This is a genomic window from Streptomyces paludis (assembly GCF_003344965.1).
GTDB lineage: Bacteria > Actinomycetota > Actinomycetes > Streptomycetales > Streptomycetaceae > Streptomyces > Streptomyces paludis.
The window spans coordinates 6,484,826-6,507,261 of record NZ_CP031194.1; the positions used below are offsets into that span (position 1 = coordinate 6,484,826).

Genomic DNA, 22,436 nt, shown 5'->3' on the forward strand with positions numbered 1-22,436 from the left:
CAATGTCGATTCGTCGGGTGTCGTGCCCGGCGCGGATCGTCTTCCTCGACGGGGAGATGGCCGCGCTCGACGAGCTGGAGGGCGGGTTCACCGCCGAACAGGCCCTGTGGTGCGCGCTGGAGGAGGGCCACACGGGGCTGCACCATGTGATCGCCCAGTGCGTACGCGGAACGGAGACCGCGCCGCCGTGGGTCATGTGGGCGCGCTGGCCGCCGGGGAACGAGTACGGCCCCGGGCGCGAGCTGCTGCGCCTCGACTCCTGCCCCGCCAAGTTCCTGGCGGGCGCCGTGTCGGAACAGGCGTGCAGCCTCCCGGAGGGCCATGTGGGCCGCCACGACTACGAGTTCGGGCCGCCCATCACCGAGGCCGACGTCATGCCGGACTGGCTGCTGCGCCGACTGGACGAGTAGCCGCCCCGCCGCGCCCGGCGTTACGCCGGGCGCGCCAGCGGGCTGTCCGGCCGGTCCGCGGTGCTGGTCCAGCGGCCGGCCGGGGCCGCCCGCGCCGCCGCGTCGTACCGGCGCAGCAGCAGCCGCGCCAGCTCCGGGGCCGGGCCCAGTACATCCGCCAGGATGTCCGCCCCGGCCGCCCGCGCGCCCGCGTCGATCCGGTCCGGCAGGCGGCCCGGGGCGATGACGTACGGGGCGACCGCGATCCGGCGGACGCCCTCGGCGCGCAGCGCCCGTACCGCGTCCTCGGTGCGGGGGAGGGAGGCGGAGGCGAACGCGGGCCGCACGGCGCACCAACCGGTGTGCCACCACTCCCGCGCGATGTCGGCGATCACCGCGATCGCCTCCGGGTCGGAGGAGCCCGCCGCGGCCAGGACGACCCCGGTCGAGCCCTTGTCGCCGGGCCGCACCCCGGCCTCGTACAGCCGCCGTTCCAGCGCGGCGGTCAGCAGCGGCGACGGGCCGAGCACCCCGGCCCGCCGGATCCGCAGCGCGGGGTTGCGCTCCGCCGCCTCGCGCAGGACAGCCGGGATGTCGGCCTTGGCGTGGAAGGCGCGGGTCAGCAGCAGCGGCAGCGCCACCACGTCCCGTACGCCGTCCCGCGCCAGCCGGTCCAGCTGCCCGGAGACCGACGGCGCCTCGAAGTCCAGGAAGCCGGTCTCCACCCGCACCCCGGGCCGCAGCGCGCGCACCCGGCGCACCAGCGCCCGGACCGTCACGGCGTGCCGCGGGTCACGGCTGCCGTGCGCGATCACGAGCAGCGCGGGAGACCCCGGGGGCTCGGGCGGGGGCGGCGGCGGGACGAAGAGGCGCATCGTGGTCAGCTTTTCACCAGAAGCCCGCGACCGCGCAGCACCCGGCGCTCCAGCGGGCTGAAGATCAGCAGATCGATGGCGATCCCGACGATCAGGATCAGGAAGATCGCGAGGAAGACCATCGACATGCTGCCGTTCGTCCGGCCGTTCTCCAGCAGCTGGCCGAGCCCCATGCCCAGATCGGGCGAGGTCGCGATGATCTCCGCCGCCATGAGCGAGCGCCACGAGAACGCCCAGCCCTGCTTCAGCCCGGCCAGATAGCCCGGCAGCGCGGCCGGCAGCACGACATGCCAGGTGCCCCGCAGCCCGGTCGCGCCGAGCGTCCGCCCGGCCCGCAGGAAGAGCGGCGGCACCTGATCGATGCCGGACACCAGACCGTTGGCGATGGACGGCACGGCGCCGAGCAGGATCACCGCGTACATCATCGAGTCGTTCAGACCGAGCCAGATCACGGCCGGCGGCACCCACGCCACCGACGGCAGCGACTGGAGCCCGGAGAGGATCGGGCCGATGGCCGCGCGGACGAACTTCACCCGGGCGACCAGCAGCCCCAGCGGGGTGCCGATCGCCAGCGCCAGCGCGAAGCCCAGCAGACCGCGCGACACACTGGTCCAGATGAAGCCCAGCAGGGTGCCCTTGTTCCAGGCGTCCGTCAGCTCCGCCCACACCGCGTCCGGCGACGGCAGCTTGTAGCGGGGGGCCACCTCGGCCCAGACGAGGACCTGCCACACGATCAGCACCAGTCCTACGGCGAGGACCGGCGGCAGGACCTTCTGCACGAGGGTCGTCCGCAGCGGTGTGCGGGCCGTCTGTACGGTCTCCAGCGCGTCGAGCCCGGCCTCCAGACCGGCCATGTCGCTGTGCGGCACGGGCGCTCCGCCGCCGGGTCCGCCCTCCGGCCCGGCGCCCGGGCCACCGCCCGTACCCGTACCCGTCTCCGGTCCGGGCTGCGTGCTCGTGTCAGTGCTGGCCATGGCGGCGGATCTCCCCACGCAGTTCTTCGGTGATCTCGACGGACAGCTCCGCGACCGCGGGGTCCTCGATACGGCGCGGCTGCGGGATGTCGACCCGCCACTCACGGGCGACCCGGCCGGGCCGCGACGACAGCAGCACGACGCGCTCGGCGAGCCGTACCGCCTCCCGCACGTTGTGCGTGACGAACAGGACCGACAGCCGGGTCTCGCGCCAGATCCGGGTCAGCTCGTCGTGCAGCACATCCCGGGTGATCGCGTCGAGCGCCGCGAACGGCTCGTCCATCAGCAGCAGACTGCTGTCCTGGGCGAGCGCGCGGGCCAGCGCCACCCGCTGCCGCATCCCGCCGGACAGCTCGTGCACCCGCTTGCCGTACGCGCCCTCCAGCCGGACGAGACCGAGCAGCCGCTCCGCCTCGTCGCGCCGCTCCTGCTTGGGCACGTCGCGCAGCCGCAGCGCCAGTTCGATGTTCTTGCCCGCCGTCAGCCACGGGAACAGCGCGTGCTCCTGGAACATCAGGGCCGGCCGGCCGCCCGGGGTCGCGATGGACCCGGCGGACGGCCGGTCGAGCCCGGCGACCAGATTGAGCAGCGTCGACTTGCCGCAGCCCGACGCTCCCAGGAGGGTGACGAACTCGCCCGGCGCGACATCGAGCGTGATGTCGTCCAGCACGAGCTGCTGCCCGGCCGGTGTCACGAACGACTTCGAGACATGCGCGATACGGGCGGCGTGGTCCACCGCCGGTGTGCTCTCGGCGGCCTTGGCGAGGGTGGATGCCACGGTCGTCACCTCCTGGGACTCCTGGGAACGGGCGGACGAATGGAGCGATGAAGGGACTACGAGGTCACTTGACGCCGAGACCGGCGTCGGAGACCTCCGGCTGCCCGGCCTCCTTGAGGACCTTGTTCAGCGGGCCCAGGTCGTAGATCCCGTTCAGGTCGGGCTTCTTCAGCAGCCCGGCCGCCACCGCGTGGTCCGCCTCGGACTGGAGCGTCGCCGCCAGCGGGTCGTCGGTGAAGCGCAGCGACTTCCACGCCGGGTCCAGCACCTCGGCGGGCAGCGCCTTCCCGGACAGCTTCTCCAGCGCCTTGTTGGCGGCGGCCTTCGCCTCGTCCTCGTTGGCGTTGATCCACGCGTTCGTCTTCACCGAGCCGCGCAGCACGGCCTCGACGACGGCCGGGTGCGCCTTGAGGAACTTCTGCGACACGATGATGTTCGTGATCACGAACTTCTCGTCGGGCCACAGGGTGGACTCGTCCAGCAGCACCTTCGCGCCCTCGGCGACCAGCTTGGACGCGGTCGGCTCCGGCACCCACGCGCCGTCGATGGAGCCGGCCTTGTAGGCGTCCGGGGTGATCTTGTTGTCCGTGCGGACGACGGAGACATCGCCCTTGCCGGACTGCGCGTCGACCTTCCAGCCCTTCTCCGCGACCCAGTTGAGGAACGCCACGTCCTGCGTGTTGCCGAGCTGCGGGGTGGCGATCCGCTTGCCCTTGACGTCGTCCAGGGTCTTGATCTTCTTCGGGTTGACGACGAGTTTCACCCCGCCCGACGCCGAACCGCCGATGATCCGCAGGCTCTTGCCGTCGGTCTGCGTGTAGCCGTTGATGGAGGGGGAGGGGCCGATGAAGCCGATGTCGATGCTGTCCGCGTTGAGCGCCTCGATCTCCGAGGGGCCCGCGTTGAAGGTCGAGCCGGCCACCTTCGTACCGCCCAGCTCCTTCTGGAACAGGCCGTTCTGGATACCGACCAGGGCGGTGGCGTGGGTCAGGTTCGGGAAGTAGCCGATCTTGACGGTGTCGAGACCGTCGATCTTCTCCGCCCCGGCCGCGACCTCGGTGGCGTCACTCGACTCCGCCTTCTCCGAGCCGTAGCCGCAGGAGGTGAGCGCGAGGGTGAGCAGGGGGAGTGCGGCGACGGCGGTGAGCGTACGGCGCCTGGCGGCGCGGGAGAGACCGGAGGTGCGGGAGGCAGGCACGGGAGGGGTTCCTCTCGTTGGCCCGGCGCGCACACCCCTTGAGGATTACCGGGGTGTGGCCGGGAGAGCGGCAGGTCTTCGACGACTGAGGTGGTACGGGTGGGACGGGTGGTGCGACAGGGCCGACCCGTACGGGGACGGGTGGACGGAGCGGGCGCGCGAGCGGTGCGCGTACGTCATCGCGCACATCGCGCCACCCCGCCCGTGCCCGCGCCGAGCGCGCCGCTGCCCACCCGGCCGCCCTCCTTGGCGAACGTCGCGTACATGTCGTACACACCGATGGTCATCAGAAGTCCCAGCCCTCGTCGTCCGCCGCCGCGGCCGGCGCTTTGTCAGGGGTGGCCGTGCCGTCGGTGAAGGCGGCGCCCGCCATACCGGCGGTCAGCGTCGTCCCGTCGGCGGGGTCGATCAGCAGAAACGATCCGGTACGCCGTGAGTCCGCGTACGCGTCGAGCGCCAGCGGCTCCGCCGTACGGACCACGACCCGGCCGATGTCATTGGCGACGAGCTGCCCCGGCGCCGGATGCTGGGACAGGTCGTCCAGGGTGAGCCGGGACGGGATGTCCTTGACGATCGCCTTGACCGTGCGGGTGGTGTGCTTCAGCAGCACCCGCTGGCCGACGCTCAGCGGCCGGTCCGCGACATGGCAGACGGTCGCCTCGATGTCCTGGGTGGTCGCGGGCGCGTCACCGGACGGCACGATCAGATCGCCGCGCGAGATGTCGATGTCGTCGTCGAGCAGCAGCGTGACGGACTGCGGCGTCCAGGCCAGGTCCACCGCCGTGCCCAGCAGGTCGATACCGGCGATCCGCGACGTACGGCCGGACGGCAGTACGGTCACCTCCTCGCCGACCCGGAACGTACCGGCCGCGATCTGGCCCGCGTACCCCCGGTAGTCCGGGTGCTCGGCGCTCTGCGGCCGGATCACGTACTGCACGGGAAGCCGGGCGTGGCAGCCGGTCAGATCGTGGCTGACCGGGACCGTCTCCAGGTGTTCGAGGACGGTGGGGCCGCCGTACCAGTCCATGTGCGCGGACGGCTCCACGACATTGTCCCCGGCGAGCGCCGAGATCGGGATGGCCGTGATCTCCGGGACACCGAGGGAGGCGGCGTACGCGGTGAACTCCTCCGCGATGGCGGCGAAGACGGGCTCCGCGTAGTCGACCAGGTCCATCTTGTTGACGGCGAGGACCACATGCGGGACACGCAGCAGCGCGGCGACGGCGGCGTGCCGACGGGTCTGCTCGACCACCCCGTTGCGGGCGTCCACCAGCACCACGGCGAGTTCGGCGGTGGAGGCGCCGGTCACCATGTTGCGGGTGTACTGCACATGGCCCGGGGTGTCGGCGAGGATGAACCGCCGCTTCGGCGTGGCGAAGTAGCGGTAGGCGACATCGATGGTGATGCCCTGCTCGCGCTCGGCCCGCAGCCCGTCGGTGAGCAGCGCCAGGTCGGGCGCCTCCTGGCCCCGGCTGAGGGAGGCCCGTTCGACGGCTTCGAGCTGGTCGGTCAGGACCGACTTCGAGTCGTGCAGCAGCCGGCCCACCAGGGTGGACTTGCCGTCGTCGACGGAGCCGGCCGTGGCGAAGCGCAGCAGCGTGGTCGCGGACGCCTGCTCGGTGAGGGTGGTCGTCACTTAGAAGTACCCTTCGCGTTTGCGGTCTTCCATCGCGGCCTCGGACATCTTGTCGTCGGCGCGGGTGGCACCGCGTTCGGTGAGCCGGGAGGCGGCGATCTCGGTGATCACCGCGTCGAGGGTGGTGGCGTCGGAGTCGACGGCGCCCGTGCAGGACATGTCGCCGACCGTGCGGTAGCGCACCAGCCGCTTCTCGACGGGCTCGGACTCCTTGGGGCCGCCCCACTCGCCGGCGGTCAGCCACATACCGGCGCGCCGGAACACCTCGCGCTCGTGGGCGAAGTAGATCTCCGGCAGCTCGATGCCCTCCCGCGCGATGTACTGCCAGACGTCCAGCTCGGTCCAGTTGGAGAGCGGGAAGACCCGGACATGCTCACCGGGCGCGTGCCGGCCGTTGTACAGCTGCCACAGCTCGGGCCGCTGACGGCGCGGGTCCCACTGGGAGAACTCGTCGCGCAGCGAGAAGACCCGCTCCTTGGCGCGCGCCTTCTCCTCGTCGCGCCGCCCGCCGCCGAAGACCGCGTCGAACCGCTCGGCCTGGATCTTCTCCGTCAGCGGCACGGTCTGGAGCGGATTGCGTGTCCCGTCGGGCCGCTCGCGCAGCTTCCCGGCGTCGATGTACTCCTGTACGGAGGCGATGTGCAGCCGCAGTCCGTGCCGGGCCACCGTACGGTCGCGGTACTCCAGCACCTCGGGGAAGTTGTGGCCGGTGTCCACATGGAGCAGGGTGAACGGCACCGGCGCGGGCGCGAACGCCTTGAGCGCCAGATGCAGCATGACGATGGAGTCCTTGCCGCCGGAGAAGAGGATCACCGGCCGCTCGAACTCACCCGCCACCTCACGGAAGATGTGCACCGCCTCCGACTCCAGCGAGTCGAGGTGGCTCAGCGCGTACGGGGCGTCCGTGCCCTCGGTGACGGCCGCTACGGTGGTGGTCACGCGAGACCCCTCTCGGTGAGCAGTGCGTGGAGCGCGTCGGCCGACTCCGCCACGGACTGGGTGTGCGACTCGATCCGCAGGTCGGGCGCGTCCGGGGCCTCGTAGGGGTCGTCCACCCCGGTCAGCCCGGACAGCTCGCCGGCCGCCTGCTTGGCGTACAGCCCCTTCACATCCCGTACGGAGCACACCTCGACCGGGGTGGCCACATGGATCTCCAGATACGTGGTGCCCGCCGAGCCGTGCCGCTTGCGCACGGCCTCGCGGCTGTCGGCGTACGGCGCGATCACCGGCACCAGCGCCTTGACGCCCTGGGCGGCGAGCAGTCCGGCGACAAAGCCGATGCGCTGGACGTTGGTGTGCCGGTCCGCGCGGCTGAAGCCGAGGCCCGCGGAGAGGAACTCCCGGATCTCGTCGCCGTCGAGGATCTCGACGCGGTGTCCTTCGGTACGCAGCCGGTCGGCCAGCGCGTGGGCGATCGTGGTCTTGCCGGCGCTGGGCAGACCGGTGAGCCAGACGGTGGCGCCCCGCCCGGTCGCGTCCGTACGGTCCGACAGGCTCGTCGCACTCAATCGTTTCTCCTGGTCGTCGGTCATCAGTGCAGCCCGCATTCGGTCTTGGACCGGCCCGCCCAGCGGCCGGCGCGCGCGTCCTCGCCGGCCAGCACCCGCCGGGTGCACGGCGCGCAGCCCACGGAGGCGTAACCGTCCGTCAGCAGCGGGTTGGTGAGGACGCCGTGCTCGGCGACGTACGCCTCGACGTCGTCCTGGGTCCAGCGGGCGATCGGCGCGACCTTGACCTTGCGGCGCCGCGCGTCCCAGCCGACGACCGGGGTGTTCGCCCGGGTGGGGGACTCGTCCCGGCGCAGCCCGGTGGCCCAGGCGTCATAGCCGGTCAGGCCCTCTTCGAGGGGCTTGACCTTGCGCAGGGCGCAGCACAGGTCGGGGTCGCGGTCATGCAGCTTCGGGCCGTACTCGGCGTCCTGCTCGGCGACGCTCTGCCGCGGGGTGAGCGTGATGAGCCGCACGTCCATCACGGCCTCCACGGCGTCCCGGGTGCCGATGGTCTCGGGGAAGTGGTAGCCGGTGTCGAGGAAGACCACATCGACCCCGGGCCGGACCCGGGAGGCGAGATGGGCGACCACCGCGTCCTCCATCGAGGAGGTCACACAGAACTTCGCGCCGAACGTCTCCGTCGCCCAGGCGAGGATCTCCGGGGCGGTGGCCTCCTCCAGCTCGCGGCCCGCGCGCTCGGCGAGATCCTGGAGATCACCGGTCTCGGTCAGTGCCGTCATATCGCTTCCCCTCCGTCACCCTGCCGCAGCCCCCGGGCGAGCAGCCCGAGGAACTTCAACTGGAAGGCCCGGTTGCATGCCGCGCATTCCCAGGCGCCATGGCCCTGCTCGTGCGGACGGAGGTCCTCGTCGCCGCAGTACGGGCAGTAGAAGGGGGCGGCGCGCTCGCTCATGACAGCGCCTCCTCGGAGGCGCGGGCGGCCCAGGTGGCGAAGCGCTCGCCGTCCTCGCGCTCCTTCTGGAAGCGGCCGAGCACCCGCTCGACATAGTCGGGCAGCTCCTCGGACGTCACCTTCAGCCCGCGGACCTTGCGGCCGAAGCCGGCCTCCAGACCGAGCGCGCCGCCCAGATGCACCTGGAAGCCCTCGACCTGGTTGCCGTCCCTGTCCAGCATCAGCTGGCCCTTGAGACCGATGTCCGCGGTCTGGATCCGGGCGCAGGCGTTGGGGCAGCCGTTGATGTTGATGGTGATCGGCTCGTCGAACTCCGGGATCCGGCGCTCCAGTTCGTCGATCAGCGTGGCGCCGCGCAGCTTGGTCTCGACGATCGCCAGCTTGCAGAACTCGATGCCGGTGCAGGCCATGGTGCCGCGGCGGAACGGGGACGGCTCGACCCGCAGGTCCAGCGCCTCCAGTCCGGCGGTCAGCGACGCGATCCGGTCCTCGGTCACATCGAGCACGATCATCTTCTGCTCGGCGGTGGTACGCAGCCGGTCCGAGCCGTGCGCGGCGGCCAGCTCGGCGATCTTCGTCAGGGTGGCGCCGTCGACCCGGCCGACGCGCGGCGCGAAGCCGACGTAGAAGCGGCCGTCCTTCTGCCGGTGCACCCCGACGTGGTCGCGCCAGCGGTGGACGGGCTGCTCGGGCGCCGGGCCGTCGATGAGCTTGCGCTCCAGATACTCGTCCTCCAGGATCCGCCGGAACTTCTCCGCGCCCCAGTCGGCGAGCAGGAACTTCAGCCGGGCGCGGGTGCGCAGCCGGCGGTATCCGTAGTCGCGGAAGATCGAGATGACCCCGGTGTAGATGTCCGGGACCTCCTCCAGCGGCACCCATGCGCCGAGGCGCTGGCCGATCTTGGGGTTGGTGGAGAGCCCGCCGCCCACCCAGACGTCGAAGCCGGGGCCGTGCTCGGGGTGGTTCACCCCGACGAACGCGATGTCGTTGATCTCGTGCGCCACGTCCAGCGAGGGCGATCCGGAGATGGCCGACTTGAACTTGCGCGGCAGGTTGGAGAAGTCGGGGTTGCCGATGATCCGGCGCTGGATCTCGTCGATGGCCGGGGAGCCGTCGATGATCTCGTCCTCGGCGATGCCGGCGACCGGCGAGCCGAGGATCACCCGGGGTGTGTCACCGCACGCCTCGGTGGTGGAGAGCCCGACCTCTTCGAGGCGCCGCCAGATCTCCGGGACGTCCTCGATACGGATCCAGTGGTACTGGATGTTCTGCCGGTCGGTGAGGTCCGCGGTGCCGCGCGCGAACTCCTGGGAGATCTCCCCGATCACGCGCAGCTGCCCGCTGGTCAGCCGGCCGCCGTCGATCCGTACCCGCAGCATGAAGTACTCGTCGTCCAGCTCCTCCGGCTCCAGCACGGCGGTCTTCCCGCCGTCGATCCCGGGCTTGCGCTGGGTGTACAGCCCCCACCAGCGCATCCGGCCGCGGAGGTCGTTGGGGTCGATCGAGTCGAAGCCCGCCTTCGAGTAGATCGTCTCGATCCGTGCCCGTACGTTGAGCCCGTCGTCGTCCTTCTTGAACTGCTCGTTGCCGTTGAGCGGAGTGAAGTGCCCCACGGCCCACTGGCCCTCACCGCGGTGACGGCTCACCTTGCGGCGCGGGCTGGGGGCTGACGGGCTATCCGGGGTGGCGGCCATGGCGGATACGTCCTTCGGACATGCGGGAGGGCGGCTCTGAACCGCACACTCGCACGAAGGGCGTGGCGGTGCGCGGCAAGGAACAGAGATTCGAGGAAATCGCGGCGGTGCTGGGACTCTCAGCCCGCCGGACAGATGGCGCTGGACATGCGGCAGAGATCGACGTGCCGTCGACTCACCAAGGCGATTCCAGCTGTAGGCATGTGGGAAGCGTGGCACGCAGATCTCGGGACAGTCCACTGTCTTCCATCATATGGACGTACTCGTCTCGAATGGTGAGACGCTGTGGTGTTTTTCACGGCGGGACGGGGTTTGGCGGTACGTCCGGGGCACGTCCGATCTACGTCCGGTCCCTCTCCGGTACACGTCCTCCGGTACACGTCCGATTCCTTCAAGACCGGCTCCGGGCGGTGTCCCTACGGTGGACCCATGACCACCGCACCACACACCCCCGCCCCTGCCCCGCGGCTCGACGCGATCGGCCTCGTCGCCGCCGACATGGCCGCCTCCCTCGCCTTCTACCGGCTCCTCGGCCTGGACATCCCGGCGGACGCGGACACCGCGCCGCACGTCGAGGCCACCCTGCCCGGCGGCCTCCGGATCCTCTGGGACACCGAGGACACCGTACGGTCCTACGACCCCGGCTGGACCCGCCCCGAGGGCGGCAGCGGGCGCGTCGGGCTCGCCTTCCGCTGCGCCGGGCCCGAAGGGGTCGACGCCACACACGGCGCGCTGGTCGCGGCCGGGTACCGGAGCCACCTCGCGCCGTGGGACGCCGTCTGGGGACAGCGTTACGCGGTCGTGCTCGACCCGGACGGCGGCGAGGTCTCGCTCTTCGCCGACGCCGGGTAGCCGGGACGTACCGGAGCGGTCAGTGCCCGCAGCGTCAGACCGGTCAGCGCGCGGGTCTCCCGGGCGAGATGCGCTTGGTCGGCGCAGCCCGCGCGCAGTGCCGCGTCCGCGTACGGCACTCCGCTCCGTACCAGCGCCAGAGCGCGCTGGAGCCGCAGGATCCGCGCCAGCGTCTTCGGCCCGTACCCGAAGGCGTCCAGCGAGCGGCGGTGCAGCTGCCGGGCGCCGAGCCCGACCGCGCCGGCGGTCTCCGCGACCGTACGGCCCGCCGCGAGCCCGCCGACGACGGCCCGCAGCAGCGGATCGGGAGGCCCGGCCCCGGCGGCCAGCTCCAGCGCGACGGCCTCCAGCGCGCCCGCCGGGTCCCGGGCCGCCGCCAGCCGCGCGGTGAGCCGGCGCACCCGGGCTGCGGGCCACAGATCGACGGGCTCCACTCGCCGGTCCCGCAGCTCATGGGCCGGTACGCCGAGCAGCGCGGGCGCGGTCCCGGGCGGGAAGCGCACCCCGGCGCAGTACACCCCGGCGGTCCCCTCGGGGACGTACGCGCGGGTGTCGGGCCCGGCGACGAGCAGCCGGCCGCCGATCCAGAGCAGATCCATACAGCCGTCCGGCAGCACGGGGTACGGATCGGATCCGCCCCCGGCAACCGGCGGACGGGTCCAGACGACCGCGCCGTCGAGCCGCGACGGCCGTTCCGCATACATACGGTCCAGCGTACGTACCCTCTGACTAAGACCGACCGTCACATGGGGGGCGGCGTCACGGGGGCCGGCACGCACATCTGCGGCGTTGTCGTCGGTCACGATGGCTCCGCCATCACTCCCTCCTCCGCCTTGCAGCTGCACGCACCAGCCCCCGCTCCTTCACCCACCCCCCATGTGCCGGTCGGTCTAACCCTTGTCCCGGCCGCCCGCGCGGTACTTCACCCGCGACTTCACATCGTCGGGCGGCAGGAACCGGGACCAGCGCTCGGGGAACTCCGAAGGCATGTCGGGGTCGGTCACATCGTCGTCCTGCGGACCGTCCGGAGCCGCCTCCGTGACCGTCGAGCGGGCCACCACCTCCGCCGCCTGGGCGGCGCGCAGCCGGTCGTTGGCCGCGCGGGCCGCCGCCGTGGCGACCGACGGCCACACCCGGTCGATCGCGGCGTTGACGGCGGCGCCCACCAGCACCGCGAACGCGGAGACCCCTATCCACAGCAGCACCGCGATCGGCGCGGCGAGCGAGCCGTAGATGGTGGGGCCCTCGACGGTGCTGGTCAGGTAGATACGGAGCAGGAAGCTGCCCAGCACCCACATGCCCAGCGCGATGAGCGCGCCGGGCACGTCCTCCACCCACGGCGACCTCGCCGGTACGGACACGTGGTAGAGCGTGGTGAGGAAGACGACGGAGAGCAGGGTCACCACCGGCCAGTACAGGACACTGACCACCTCCGTGCCCCACGGGATCAGCTCGGCCACCCGGTCGGGACCGACCACCGCGAGCGGCAGGACCACCGCGCCGATCAGCAGCGCCACGATGTAGAGCAGAAAGGCGAGCAGCCGGGTCGCGACGATGCCGCGTCGGCCGTCGAGCCCGTACATCACCGTGATCGTGTCGACGAAGACATTGACCGCGCGGGAGCCCGACCAGAGGGCGATGGCGAAGCCGAGCGAGATCACATCGGGCCGGCCGCCGTGGGTGATGTCCTCCAGCAGCGGTTTGGCGATCTGGTTGACGCCCCGGTCGGAGAGGACCGTGCCGACGGCCGTGAGGATGTTCTTCTCGAACGAGGCGACCGTGGCCGTGTTCGTCCAGTCGTCCACGTAACCGAGCAGCCCGATCAGCCCGAGCAGCAGCGGCGGCAGCGAGAGCAGCGTGAAGAACGCGGCCTCGGCCGCGAGCCCGAGGATCCGGTACTCGATGCACGAGTTGACCGTGTCCTTGAGCAGCAGCCATACCAACTTCCGCTTGGAGACGTTGCGGTAGAGGACTCGGGCCCGGTGGAGTCGACCCTCCGGCCGCTCGGGTGTTTCTTTTGCTGCCTGCACCTCCTTACCGTATCCGTATGGCAGCCAGCACCCACACAGTGACCAATCAGGTTCCGCCCCTGGTCGGATACGACGTATTCGGTACGGACCGGGTCCTTTCCGAGGCCGTCGCGCGGCACGCCGGACCCGGGCAGCTGGACGGGATCCGTACGGAGCTGACCGCGCTGGGCCGCGCCGCGGGCTCCGCCGAGGTGACGGAGTGGGGCCGGCGCGCCAATGAGCATCCGCCGGTCCTGCGCACGCACGACCGGTACGGCAACCGGATCGACGAGGTCGAGTTCCACCCCGACTGGCACCGGCTGCTGGACGGCGCGGTCGGCGCCGGACTGACCGACGCCTGGGGCCGGCCCGCCGGGCATCTGCGCCGCGCGGCCGGGTTCTTCGTCTGGACGCAGGCCGAGGCGGGCAACGGCTGCCCGGTGTCGATGACCCACGCCGCGGTACCCGCGCTGCGCGCCGAGCCCGGCCTCGCGGCCGAGTGGGAGCCCCGGCTCACCTCGCACCGGTACGAGCCGGGCCCGCGGCCCGCGGCGGCGAAGGCCGGCGCGCTCCTCGGGATGGGCATGACGGAGAAGCAGGGCGGCAGCGACATCCGCGCCAACACGACCCGGGCGGTGCCGCTGGACGCGGCGGGCGAGTATCTGCTGACGGGGCACAAGTGGTTCTGTTCCGCGCCGATGTGCGACGGCTTCCTGGTGCTGGCGCAGGCGCCGGGCGGGCTGACGTGCTTCCTCGTACCGCGCGTGCTGGACGACGGCACGCGCAACGTGTTCCGTATCCAGCGGCTCAAGGACAAGCTGGGCAACCGGTCCAACGCGTCCGCCGAGGTGGAGTTCGACGGGACATGGGCGCGCCGGGTCGGTGAGGAGGGGCGCGGGGTGCGCGTCATCATCGGCATGGTGGCCGCCACCCGGCTCGACTGCGTGCTGGGCTCGGCCGCGCTGATGCGGCAGGCGGTGGCCCAGGCGGTCCACCACGCCACGTACCGGCGCGCGTTCGGCGCCGAGCTGATCGACCAGCCGCTGATGCGCAACGTCCTGGCCGATCTCGCGCTGGAGTCGGAGGCGGCGACCACGCTGGCACTGCGGCTGGCGGCGGCGTACGACGCGGACACCGAGCAGGAGCGGGCGCTGCTGCGGCTCGCGGTGCCCGCCGCCAAGTACTGGGTGACCAAGCGCTGTACGCCGCTGGTCGCGGAGGCGCTGGAGTGTCTGGGCGGCAACGGGTACGTGGAGGAGTCCGGCCTGCCGCGGCTGCTGCGCGAGTCGCCGCTCAACTCGATCTGGGAGGGCTCGGGCAACGTACAGGCGCTGGACGTGCTGCGCGCGCTCCAGCGGGAGCCCGCCGCGCTGAACGCCTTCCTCCAGGAGGTGGGCGCGGCGCGCGGCGCGGATCACCGGCTGGACAACGCGATCAAGGGCCTGCTGACCGAGCTGGCCGATCTGAGCGGGATCGAGGCGCGCGCCCGGCGGCTGGTGGAGCGGATGGCGCTGGTGCTCCAGGGCTCGCTGCTGGTGCGGTGGGCGCCGCCGGAGGTGGCCGACGCGTTCTGCGCGTCGAGGCTCGGCGGGGACTGGGGCGCGGCCTTCGGCACCCTGCCGCACACGCTGGACCTGGCGGCGGTGGTGGACCGGGCGGGCGTGGGGGACCCGGCGGTGGTGGACCGGGCGCGGCCGGCCGGCTGACCACCGGCTTCCCGCCGCTGCCGGCCGGCCACCGGCTTTCCGCCGCTGCCGTCAGAGGTGGTGCCGCGCCGACACGGCACCACCTCTGACTGACTGTCACTTTCTGCCACCCGCGCACGGTTTACCAGGGTTGCAAGCCGTTGCAGAAGAACCGTTACAGCGCCGAAGGACCGTTACGGCTCAGACGTTCACAGGGGGACCACATGAAGGACACATCACCGAGCACCACGACGCCGCCGGCTCCGCCGCTCGACCTCGCGACGCTCATGGCGATGGACCACGCGCAGGCCGGCCGGCTGCTGCACCAGGTACGGGACGCCGCCCTCGCGGGCGAGCCGCCGCCGGTGGCGCCCCGGCCGGTGATCGACGCGTCCTGGCGGCGGATGCTCAGCCTCGGGCTCGACCCGGACCGGCCGGCCGGCGGCGATTCGGTGCTGGAGCCGGACGAGCTGGAACACCGGCGCCGCTCCTGCGCGCTGGGCGAGACGATGCGCACCATCAGCGAGTCCCTCGGCGGGATCATCGACCCCACCCGCCAGATCCTGGCCGTCAGCGACGACGAGGGCCGGGTGCTGTGGCGCGAGGGCGGCATCGCGGTGCTGCGCCGGGCGGACGGCATCCGGCTGGAGGAGGGCGCGGCCTGGGCGGAGCCGGTGACGGGCACCAACGCCATCGGCACGGCGCTGGCCGTGGGCCGGCCGGTCCGGGTCCACGCGGCCGAGCACTTCGCGCATGCCCTGGGCCAGTGGACCTGCGCGGCGGCCCCCGTGCGCGATCCGCGCGACGGACGGCTGCTCGGCGTGGTCGATGTGAGTGGCCCCGCGCGCGGCTTCCATCCGACGACGCTGGCGCTGGTGACCTCGGTCGCGCGGCTCGCCGAGGGCGAGCTGCGCGAGCGGCACGGGCGGGCCGTCGACCGGCTCCGCTCGGTGGCGGCGCCGATCATGTGCCGGCTGGGCGGGCGCGCGCTGGCGGTCGACACACACGGCTGGGCGGCGGCCGTCACGGGCATGGCGCCGGTCGACCGGCTGCCGCTGCCGAAGCCCTTACGCGCCGGCCGGGCATGGCATCCGTCACTGGGCATGTGCACGGTCGAGCCGCTGCCGGGCGGCTGGCTCATCCGGGTGGACACCGAACGCCCCCCGAGCGAACCGCCGAGCCGGGTCGTCCTGGACCTGAGCCGCCCCCGGAGCTGGTCGGTGGCGGTGACGGGCCCGTCGGGCAGCTGGACCCAGCCGCTGACCCCGCGCCACGCGGAGCTGCTCTGCGTCCTGGCCCTGCACCGGGAGGGCCGCAGCGCTGCCGAGCTGGCCGCCGACGTCTTCGGCGATCCGACCCGCACGGTGACGGTACGGGCCGAGATGTCCCGCGTCCGGCGCCATCTGGCGGGCGTGCTGGCACACCGGCCGTACCGCTTCAGCGAGGAGGTCGAGGTGGAGGTGGCCGGCCCGCCCGACCCGGCGGACCTGCTGCCGCACTCGACGGCCCCGGCGGTCCTGGCGGCACGGCGGCCGACGCGCCGCTGACCTGGGACGTCCGCCCGGCTCCACCGGGCCCGGCTTGGAGCGCGAACCGGACGCGTGTTCTCCTGACCGTATGAGCATCACTGTGACCACCTGGTCCCTGGAGCAGACCTCGCCCACCGACCTGAGCCCCGCCGCCCAGGTCCCGGACGACGTCCGGATCGTCCGGGCCGAGGTGCCCTCACCCGCGTTCAGCCGCTTCCTGTACGCGTCGGTCGGCGCGGACGTCAGCTGGACCGACCGGCTGCCGTGGCCGCCCGAGCGCTGGCGGGAGACGGTCTCCCGGCCGGGCTTCGAGACCTGGGTGGCCTACGAGAAGGGCACCCCGGCGGGCTATGTGGAGCTGGTGGCCGGGGACGACGACGCCACGGTCGAGATCGTCTACTTCGGCCTGCTCCCCGACTTCCGGGGCCGCCGCATCGGAGGCCACCTCCTCTCGTACGGCACGGCCCGCGCCTGGGACCTCGCCGACCGCTGGCCGGACCTGCCCCCGACCAAGCGCGTCTGGCTCCACACCTGCTCCAAGGACGGCCCGCACGCCATGGACAACTACCTGCGGCGAGGCTTCCGCCTCTTCGACACGAAGACGGAGACCGAGCCCGCGGCTCCGTAGCCTGTCCGCACCTCACGCCAAGCCGTTGCCGCGTGGCACCCGGCGAGCAGCGCCACGCGATCCGGGGGGCGTAGCTGGGGGTTGCCCCCGTGACGAGGGCGCGGCCCCCAGCCGGCTCCTCCGCGTGCTACACCCAGTTCCGCTGGGCGGCCCGTACCCCCAACTGGAACCGGCTCGCCGCCCCCAGCCTCTCCTGTAGCTCGCTCACCCGCCGGCGCAGCGTCCTGAGGCTCACTCCCAGATGGCGGGCCACCGCCTCGTCCTTCATTCCGGCCGTCAGCAGCCGTATCAACGTCCGCTCGCCCTCGGAGAGTTCACCGTCACCGGCCGCCCGGCCGAGGGGCGCCGCCTGCTGCCACGCCATCTCGAAGAGCTTCTGAAGGGCCTCGGTCACCGCCGAGTGCCACACCACGACGGCGCAGTAGCCGCCCGCCGCGGAGGCGGTCAGGGGGAGCATCGCCCGGCACCCGTCGACCACCAGCAGCTTGAGGGGTACGGACGGCAACACCCGGGCCTGCTCGCCGAGTTCCATCATCTTCCAGGTGCGGGACAGGATGATCGGATCCTCCAGGGCGGTCGCCGCGTAGATCCCGCGGGAGACGACCCCGCGCTTGAGCAGATCGGCCTGGAGATCCGCCTGCGGGGCGGGCGGGGCGAGATACGGCGGTGTGTCGAAGAGGCACACCTCGTGCTCGGCGCGCGCGTACAACTCCTCCAGGCGCGCGGCGATGGCGCCCTCGCCCGAGGCGACCTCGATCAGGCGCGCGGGCTCCTCGCGCAGCAGCCCGGCCTCGTACGCGGTGGCGATCTCCTCGGCGGTGGCGGCGAGGAGTTCGGACTCCGTCTCGCGCCGCCGGATCAGCGCGCGGATCGCCACCCGTGGGTCGATCGCGCGCAACCCGCCCATGGAGTCCGGCGATTGGATCAGCCCGAGCGTGAGCAGCCGGTCGCAGGCTTCCCGCATCTGGGCGGGGGAGGCACCTGTCAGCAGCGCCCAGCCCGCCGCTCCGGCGTCGGGCTGCTGGAGGACCGCCTGGTACACCCGCTCCTCCAGAGCGGAGACCCCCACCGCGGCCCAGGGGCTCGCGGCAGGGGCCGGTCCTGCCGTGTGCTGCGGATCCGTCTCGTATGCCGTGTTCACCATGGCCCGGCACGGTAGAGGATTCCTGTTAAGGGGCTTCGCACCGCCCCGGTCCGCCGCTCAGTTCAAGCCGAACGCCGTTTTTACCTCAGGCCGAAAGCCCGCAGCACGGTCTGGTCGATCCGGTTGCCGTCCTGGTCGGCGGCCCGCACGCGCAGCGACACGAACTCCGCGCCCTTCGGGTGCTTGAGTTCCGCCTTGCCGTGCTTCACCTTCACCTTCTTCCAGGACGTGCCGTCGTCGTAGGAGACCCAGGCACTTAGGTCAACGGCCGTGACGCTCGCCGTCTGATTCCGGACGGAGAGTCCGAGCGCCGACCTGTGCCCCGCTTCGGCGCGGTTGAGGAGGTCGAGTCCGTCCAGGCCGTAGTCGACGGAGAGCAGCGGCAGCGCCGTCTGCTGGTCCGTGTGCGCCGAGGTGAAGGACCATTCGGTGTGGGTGCTGGTGGAGTACGCGGCCCAGCCGGCCGTGCGCCGGGCGTCGAGCACGAGACGGTAGGGCACCTTCGCCGCCGCGACGTCGAAGGTGCCGGCTCCGCCGAGCGCGGTGTCGCCGACCAGCTGTCCGTCCGCGTACAGCCTGCCCTTCGCGGTGTCCTGGACGTTCTCCACGGACCCGTAGTGACCAGGCGTGGCGTCGCTCAACTCCGGGATCCTGAAGGTGAGTTTGTCGCCGGTGCGCTGGGAGACGCCGTACTGCCGACTGGTCGCCGGACGGACGACCTGGCGCAGCCAGTCCTCGGCGGGCAGCTTGCCCGCCTTCTCGAAGGTCTTCAGGGAGTCCCACTGAGGATGGTTCGCGTTCCAGTCCGGATAGACGGCGTGCCAGATCCGCGCGTCGGAGACGTTGTAGTACTCGGTGCGCTCCGTGCCGAGCCGTACCTCGTTGACGGTCGCGATGTCGATCTTCTGCCAGGGACGGTACCGGTACACGGCGTCCTTGCCGATCCGGCCGGCCTGGGCCGCGTGGTAGCGCACCTTCTGCTTCACCGTGGTGGAGCTGTCGAGGTCGTACGTCTGGTGGGCCGAGACGGCGCCCGACTGCGGGAACATCACGCTGTACACATACGGACTGACCGGGGTGGAGTCCAGCTTCAGTTCGACCTTCTTCCCGCTCTTCAGCAGGGCACCGAGCTTCGCGCCGTTCTCGCCGGTGGCGATCATCAGCGGGATCGGCGTGCTGTTCACGGCGGCGATCCAGTACCCGGGCGTCTCGCGGCTGGCGATGACGTAACCGGCCCCGGCCGCAGCCGCGTTGGCCAGAGCCGCGTCCGCCGTCTGCCCGGCGGCCACGCGGACCACCGCCACCTTGCCCTTGACGTCGAGCCCCTCGAAGTCGGCCGTGGTTCCGCTGCCCGCGTCCACGGCCCGTACGGTGCGCCTACCGCTGAACTTCGCCGGGAAGCCGGTGTACGTCTGCGTGTAGTCGAGGGGCAGCGGGTACTTCTCGGGGCTGATGACACTCGCCGTCAGCTCCTTCTCGTACAGCCGGAACTTGGCGGAGAACTCCAGCGTGCCCTCGGTGACCTGCTCGGTCGGAGCCACATAGACGTGGTCGGTCCAGAAGCCCTGGCTGTAGGTCACCCCCCAGGCGCTGCCCGGCCCCTCCCGGTGCCAGTTGGTGCTGAAGCCCTGGAACTCCGAGTTCTCCTTGGTCTTCGGCTTGATCTCCACGGCCCTGCGGGCGTCGAGGACGACCTCTGTGTCTCCGTCGACCCTGACCTCGGGATCGCCGACGACCGACGTACCGACGGCCAGTCCGGCCCTGTCCACATCCGGGATCCACGACGCCATCGAGTACGTACCGGCCGGCACCTGGAAGGTCCAGCCCTTGCCGAGGAACCCGTGGGTGTCCGGATACGCTCCGTTCAGTTCCTGGAGCATGAAGAGCGAAGCGCCGGTGGACGGGGCACCGTCGCGGTTCAGCACGGAGACCTTCAGGTCGTAGGTCTTCGGCGCCTTCTCGAAGCCGACGGCGGTGGTGACCCGGATACCGGTGGCGCTCGCGGTGATGTGGCCCGTGTACCGGCCCGTCGCTCCGGCCGGGTTCGCCGTGACCGCGACGGTGGCGGTGTCCTTCGCCGGGACGGTCACGGTGCCGGCTCCCGGGGCGGTGGCGGTGAGGGTCGAGGCGATCTTCAACTCCACCGCTTTGTCAGTGGTGTTGGTGTAGGTGATGTCTTTGGTGACGAACTCGGTGCCGCCGTCCTCGAACTTTCCGAAACTGAGCGCCGGGGTCGCGAAGACGCCCTGGTTCACCGCCCGTACGGCATCGACCCGGCCGGCGCCCTGTTCGAAGACGGTGGCGTCCGGCATGGTCCTGGCGGTGCTCGCCAGGTCCGCTTTGATCTGCTGGCCCGTCCAGTCCGGATGCGCCTGCGCGACCAGCGCCGCGGTGCCCGTGACGTGCGGGGTCGCCATGGAGGTCCCGTTCGCCGACGTGTAGTTGTCGTCGACGGGGGTGCCCATCGTGGTGCCGGCGGCGCGTGCCGCCGTGATGTTCGCGCCCGGCGCGGTGATCTCCGGCTTGACCGCGGAGTCGCCGAGGCGCGGTCCGCGGCTGGAGAACGAGGCCAGCCTGTCCGACGCGTCGACCGCGCCCACCGTCAGCGCCGAGTCGGCGATGCCCGGGGTCCCCAGGCTCTGCTCGCCCGGTCCCGCGTTGCCCGCCGCTATCACGAAGAGGGCGCCCGTGGACGCGGACAGCTCGTCGACGGTCTCACTCAGCACGTCCGAGGGACCCGTCGCCGTGCCGCCCAGGGACATGGAGACGATCTTCGCGCCGGATTTCGCCGCCCACTCCATGCCCCCGAGGATCCAGGAGGTCTGGCCGCGGCCGTCGTCGGCCAGAACCTTGCCGATCAGCAGCTCCGCGCCCGGCGCCATACCCTTGCGCCTGCCGTCCGAGGCCGCGCCGGAGCCGGCGACGGTGGACGCCACATGGGTGCCGTGCCCGTGGCCGTCCCGTACCGTCTCGCCGGGCACGAAACTCACCGACTCGGCGATCCTCCCGGCGAGGTCCGGGTGGCCGGCGTCCACGCCGGTGTCCAGGACGGCGACCTTGACGCCCGCGCCGTCGTAGCCGGACCGCCACACCTCGGGCGCGCCGATCTGCGGGACACTGACGTCGAGGGACACCTCCACCTTGGCGTCCAGCCAGATCTTCCCGATGCCCCCATCGAGCCGGCGTGCGGTCTTCGAGGTCGGCTCGGTGCCGAGGGCCGGGGCGACGTCCGCCCAGAAGTCCGTCGACTTCCGCGCGTTCAGCGCGGCGCCGTCGATCCCGGGCAGCGCGCGCGTCCGGCGCGCCCCGTCGGGGGTCGCGGTGCCCTGCTCGTACGTCACGATCAGCGGGGTGGCGCCGGTCTCCGCGTCCGTGTAGCCCTGCTCCACCAGCCGGCTGACGTTGAACAGGGCCGGGTCGAGACGGCCCGCCTGCACCAGCGGGATCGTGTCCGCCGGGAAGACGCTGATCTCGCCGTCCCGCTCGCTGGACAGGAAGGTGGCGGCCTCCCGGCCCTTCCCGCGCCGGACGTCGACGGCGGCCCTGCCGTCCGGCCCGGCGGTGAACGACACGGTGTCGCCGGTGATGAGGGTGACGGTCTGCGTACGTGGGGCACCCGGTCCGGTGAGGCCCGGCGTGCCCGTGGCCCGGGACTCGGCAACGGGTGACTCGGCGACCGGTGACTCGGGGCCGGCCGTCGCGGGGGTGACGGCCCCCACGAACAGTCCGGCCGCTCCCGCCACGGCCCAGAGGGCTTGGAGTCTTCGCATATGTGGCCTTACTCCTCTGAACGTTGAAGGCTCCCGCGCCGGTGAGCGGGAGTCAGTGATCAGAGTGAGCGCCGCGCGGAATGCGGCTCAAGAGATCGCTGTGGCCGAGGCGTGCCAATGCCTCCTTCGGCCACGACCGGCCCTCCGGCCGACCCTTCGTACGGCCCATGGCCCTTTGGCCGGTGGTGCCGCCACGGACTTGACACCTCCCCTTCCGGTGCGTGTACGGGAGAGGGGGCGGCCGGGGGAGGGGCCCGGGGGTCCGCTGTACTGCCGGTCGGTTCAGGGTCCGACGGGCCGGTGGGCCCTGCGGGGCTGCGCGGCAGAGGATTGGGGCTGCGGGGGTCGTCTCGGCGGCTGACGGCCGTCTGTTTACTGAGACTCATGCCCCGCTGGGCGCCGTGGGGTTGTCGGGTGCGGGTCAGTACCGAGAGGTAGACCGGGGTGTACGGGGGCGAGGCGCTGGGCGCTTGGTGCGGGGTGGGCCGCCCCTCCTCCTGTCAGTGTCGCGCCTCCAGGGGAGGTGTAAAGGGCGCTCCTTCGTCGCGTCGGCTGCGCCGACTCCGCTGCGCTTCGCCCTTGACACCTCCCCTTCCGGCGCGTGTATGGGAGAGGGGGGGCGGCCGGGGGGAGGGGGCCCGAGGGGTCCGCTGCACTGCCACTCGGCTCAGGGTCCGGCGGACGGGTGGGCCCTGCGGGGCTGCGCGGCAGAGGAGTGGGGCTGCCCGGCTCGTCTCAGCGGCTGACGGCCGCCAGTTCCTCAGACACATGCCCCGCTGGTCACCGTTGCGTTGTGGTGCCCGGAAGGTGGAGGGGTTCTGCTGCCCGGCCGGGTCTGCGGGCCGGACACCCTGCCCGCATTTCCCATATGG

20 protein-coding genes are annotated in these 22,436 nt (G+C 72.0%); 5 read left to right on the forward strand and 15 right to left on the reverse strand.

Going from position 1 to position 22,436, the window contains the following annotated elements; translation table 11 throughout:
• Positions 1–2 precede the first annotated feature (2 nt).
• The gene (locus DVK44_RS28675; RefSeq protein WP_114663362.1) at positions 3–410 is read left to right on the forward strand and encodes a hypothetical protein; all 408 of its coding nucleotides are present in this window, start codon (positions 3–5) and stop codon (positions 408–410) included.
• Between the two features lie 20 nt (positions 411–430).
• Here DVK44_RS28675 and DVK44_RS28680 read toward each other — a convergent pair whose 3' ends face one another.
• The 11 genes from DVK44_RS28680 to DVK44_RS37840 form a co-directional block, all read right to left on the reverse strand.
• Complete coding sequence (locus DVK44_RS28680) at positions 431–1,264, reverse strand: sirohydrochlorin chelatase (RefSeq protein ID WP_114663364.1); 834 nt, start codon at positions 1,262–1,264, stop codon at positions 431–433.
• 5 nt (positions 1,265–1,269) lie between these two features.
• The gene (locus DVK44_RS28685; RefSeq protein WP_408055416.1) at positions 1,270–2,118 is read right to left on the reverse strand and encodes an ABC transporter permease; all 849 of its coding nucleotides are present in this window, start codon (positions 2,116–2,118) and stop codon (positions 1,270–1,272) included.
• A gap of 106 nt (positions 2,119–2,224) precedes the next feature.
• Complete coding sequence (locus tag DVK44_RS28690; protein ID WP_114663368.1) at positions 2,225–3,025, reverse strand: ABC transporter ATP-binding protein; 801 nt, start codon at positions 3,023–3,025, stop codon at positions 2,225–2,227.
• A 55-nt stretch (positions 3,026–3,080) separates the two neighbouring features.
• Complete coding sequence (locus tag DVK44_RS28695; RefSeq protein WP_114663370.1) at positions 3,081–4,214, reverse strand: aliphatic sulfonate ABC transporter substrate-binding protein; 1,134 nt, start codon at positions 4,212–4,214, stop codon at positions 3,081–3,083.
• 286 nt (positions 4,215–4,500) lie between these two features.
• On the reverse strand, positions 4,501–5,850 hold the full coding sequence (locus DVK44_RS28700) for a sulfate adenylyltransferase subunit 1 (protein WP_114663372.1): 1,350 nt from the start codon (positions 5,848–5,850) through the stop codon (positions 4,501–4,503).
• Entirely contained in the window at positions 5,851–6,789 is a 939-nt protein-coding gene (cysD, locus tag DVK44_RS28705) for a sulfate adenylyltransferase subunit CysD (protein ID WP_114663374.1), read from the reverse strand.
• The gene (gene cysC, locus DVK44_RS28710; RefSeq protein WP_114663375.1) at positions 6,786–7,382 is read right to left on the reverse strand and encodes an adenylyl-sulfate kinase; all 597 of its coding nucleotides are present in this window, start codon (positions 7,380–7,382) and stop codon (positions 6,786–6,788) included. Before cysC ends, cysD begins: the two co-directional genes overlap by 4 nt.
• Positions 7,382–8,080: a phosphoadenylyl-sulfate reductase gene (locus DVK44_RS28715; protein ID WP_114663377.1), complete on the reverse strand. Its 699-nt coding sequence runs from the start codon at positions 8,078–8,080 to the stop codon at positions 7,382–7,384. Before DVK44_RS28715 ends, cysC begins: the two co-directional genes overlap by 1 nt.
• The gene (locus tag DVK44_RS36835) at positions 8,077–8,253 is read right to left on the reverse strand and encodes a hypothetical protein (protein WP_181957551.1); all 177 of its coding nucleotides are present in this window, start codon (positions 8,251–8,253) and stop codon (positions 8,077–8,079) included. Before DVK44_RS36835 ends, DVK44_RS28715 begins: the two co-directional genes overlap by 4 nt.
• The gene (locus DVK44_RS28720) at positions 8,250–9,947 is read right to left on the reverse strand and encodes a nitrite/sulfite reductase (protein WP_114663379.1); all 1,698 of its coding nucleotides are present in this window, start codon (positions 9,945–9,947) and stop codon (positions 8,250–8,252) included. Before DVK44_RS28720 ends, DVK44_RS36835 begins: the two co-directional genes overlap by 4 nt.
• A 119-nt stretch (positions 9,948–10,066) precedes the next feature.
• A complete protein-coding gene (locus tag DVK44_RS37840; RefSeq protein ID WP_331461656.1) occupies positions 10,067–10,150 on the reverse strand; it encodes a putative leader peptide in 84 nt (27 codons plus the stop codon).
• Between the two features lie 226 nt (positions 10,151–10,376).
• Between DVK44_RS37840 and DVK44_RS28725 the strand changes: the two genes are divergently transcribed.
• Positions 10,377–10,799 (forward strand): VOC family protein, encoded by a 423-nt coding sequence (locus DVK44_RS28725; RefSeq protein WP_114663381.1) that lies wholly within the window; start codon positions 10,377–10,379, stop codon positions 10,797–10,799.
• Here DVK44_RS28725 and DVK44_RS28730 read toward each other — a convergent pair.
• Together DVK44_RS28730 and DVK44_RS28735 are read right to left on the reverse strand one after the other, a co-directional pair.
• The gene (locus tag DVK44_RS28730; RefSeq protein WP_114663383.1) at positions 10,739–11,503 is read right to left on the reverse strand and encodes a helix-turn-helix domain-containing protein; all 765 of its coding nucleotides are present in this window, start codon (positions 11,501–11,503) and stop codon (positions 10,739–10,741) included. The two genes, DVK44_RS28725 and DVK44_RS28730, sit on opposite strands and share 61 nt — an antisense overlap.
• 186 nt (positions 11,504–11,689) lie before the next feature.
• Entirely contained in the window at positions 11,690–12,829 is a 1,140-nt protein-coding gene (locus DVK44_RS28735; protein ID WP_114663385.1) for a YihY/virulence factor BrkB family protein, read from the reverse strand.
• A 17-nt stretch (positions 12,830–12,846) separates the two neighbouring features.
• Here DVK44_RS28735 and DVK44_RS28740 point away from each other — a divergent pair, with 17 nt between their 5' ends.
• The 3 genes from DVK44_RS28740 to DVK44_RS28750 all read left to right on the forward strand — a co-directional run bounded on the left by DVK44_RS28740 (position 12,847) and on the right by DVK44_RS28750 (position 16,650).
• Positions 12,847–14,514 carry an acyl-CoA dehydrogenase family protein gene (locus tag DVK44_RS28740; RefSeq protein WP_114663387.1) on the forward strand — a complete coding sequence of 556 codons (1,668 nt, stop codon included), beginning with the start codon at positions 12,847–12,849 and terminating at the stop codon, positions 14,512–14,514.
• A gap of 203 nt (positions 14,515–14,717) precedes the next feature.
• The gene (locus DVK44_RS28745; RefSeq protein ID WP_114663389.1) at positions 14,718–16,040 is read left to right on the forward strand and encodes a helix-turn-helix domain-containing protein; all 1,323 of its coding nucleotides are present in this window, start codon (positions 14,718–14,720) and stop codon (positions 16,038–16,040) included.
• A 70-nt stretch (positions 16,041–16,110) separates the two neighbouring features.
• Positions 16,111–16,650, forward strand: a complete 540-nt coding sequence (locus DVK44_RS28750) for a GNAT family N-acetyltransferase (RefSeq protein WP_114663391.1) — start codon at positions 16,111–16,113, stop codon at positions 16,648–16,650.
• 127 nt (positions 16,651–16,777) lie between these two features.
• Here DVK44_RS28750 and DVK44_RS28755 read toward each other — a convergent pair whose 3' ends face one another.
• Complete coding sequence (locus tag DVK44_RS28755; RefSeq protein WP_114663393.1) at positions 16,778–17,794, reverse strand: LuxR C-terminal-related transcriptional regulator; 1,017 nt, start codon at positions 17,792–17,794, stop codon at positions 16,778–16,780.
• An 80-nt stretch (positions 17,795–17,874) separates the two neighbouring features.
• Complete coding sequence (locus DVK44_RS28760) at positions 17,875–21,564, reverse strand: S8 family peptidase (RefSeq protein WP_114663394.1); 3,690 nt, start codon at positions 21,562–21,564, stop codon at positions 17,875–17,877.
• Between the last annotated feature and the right edge of the window lie 872 nt (positions 21,565–22,436).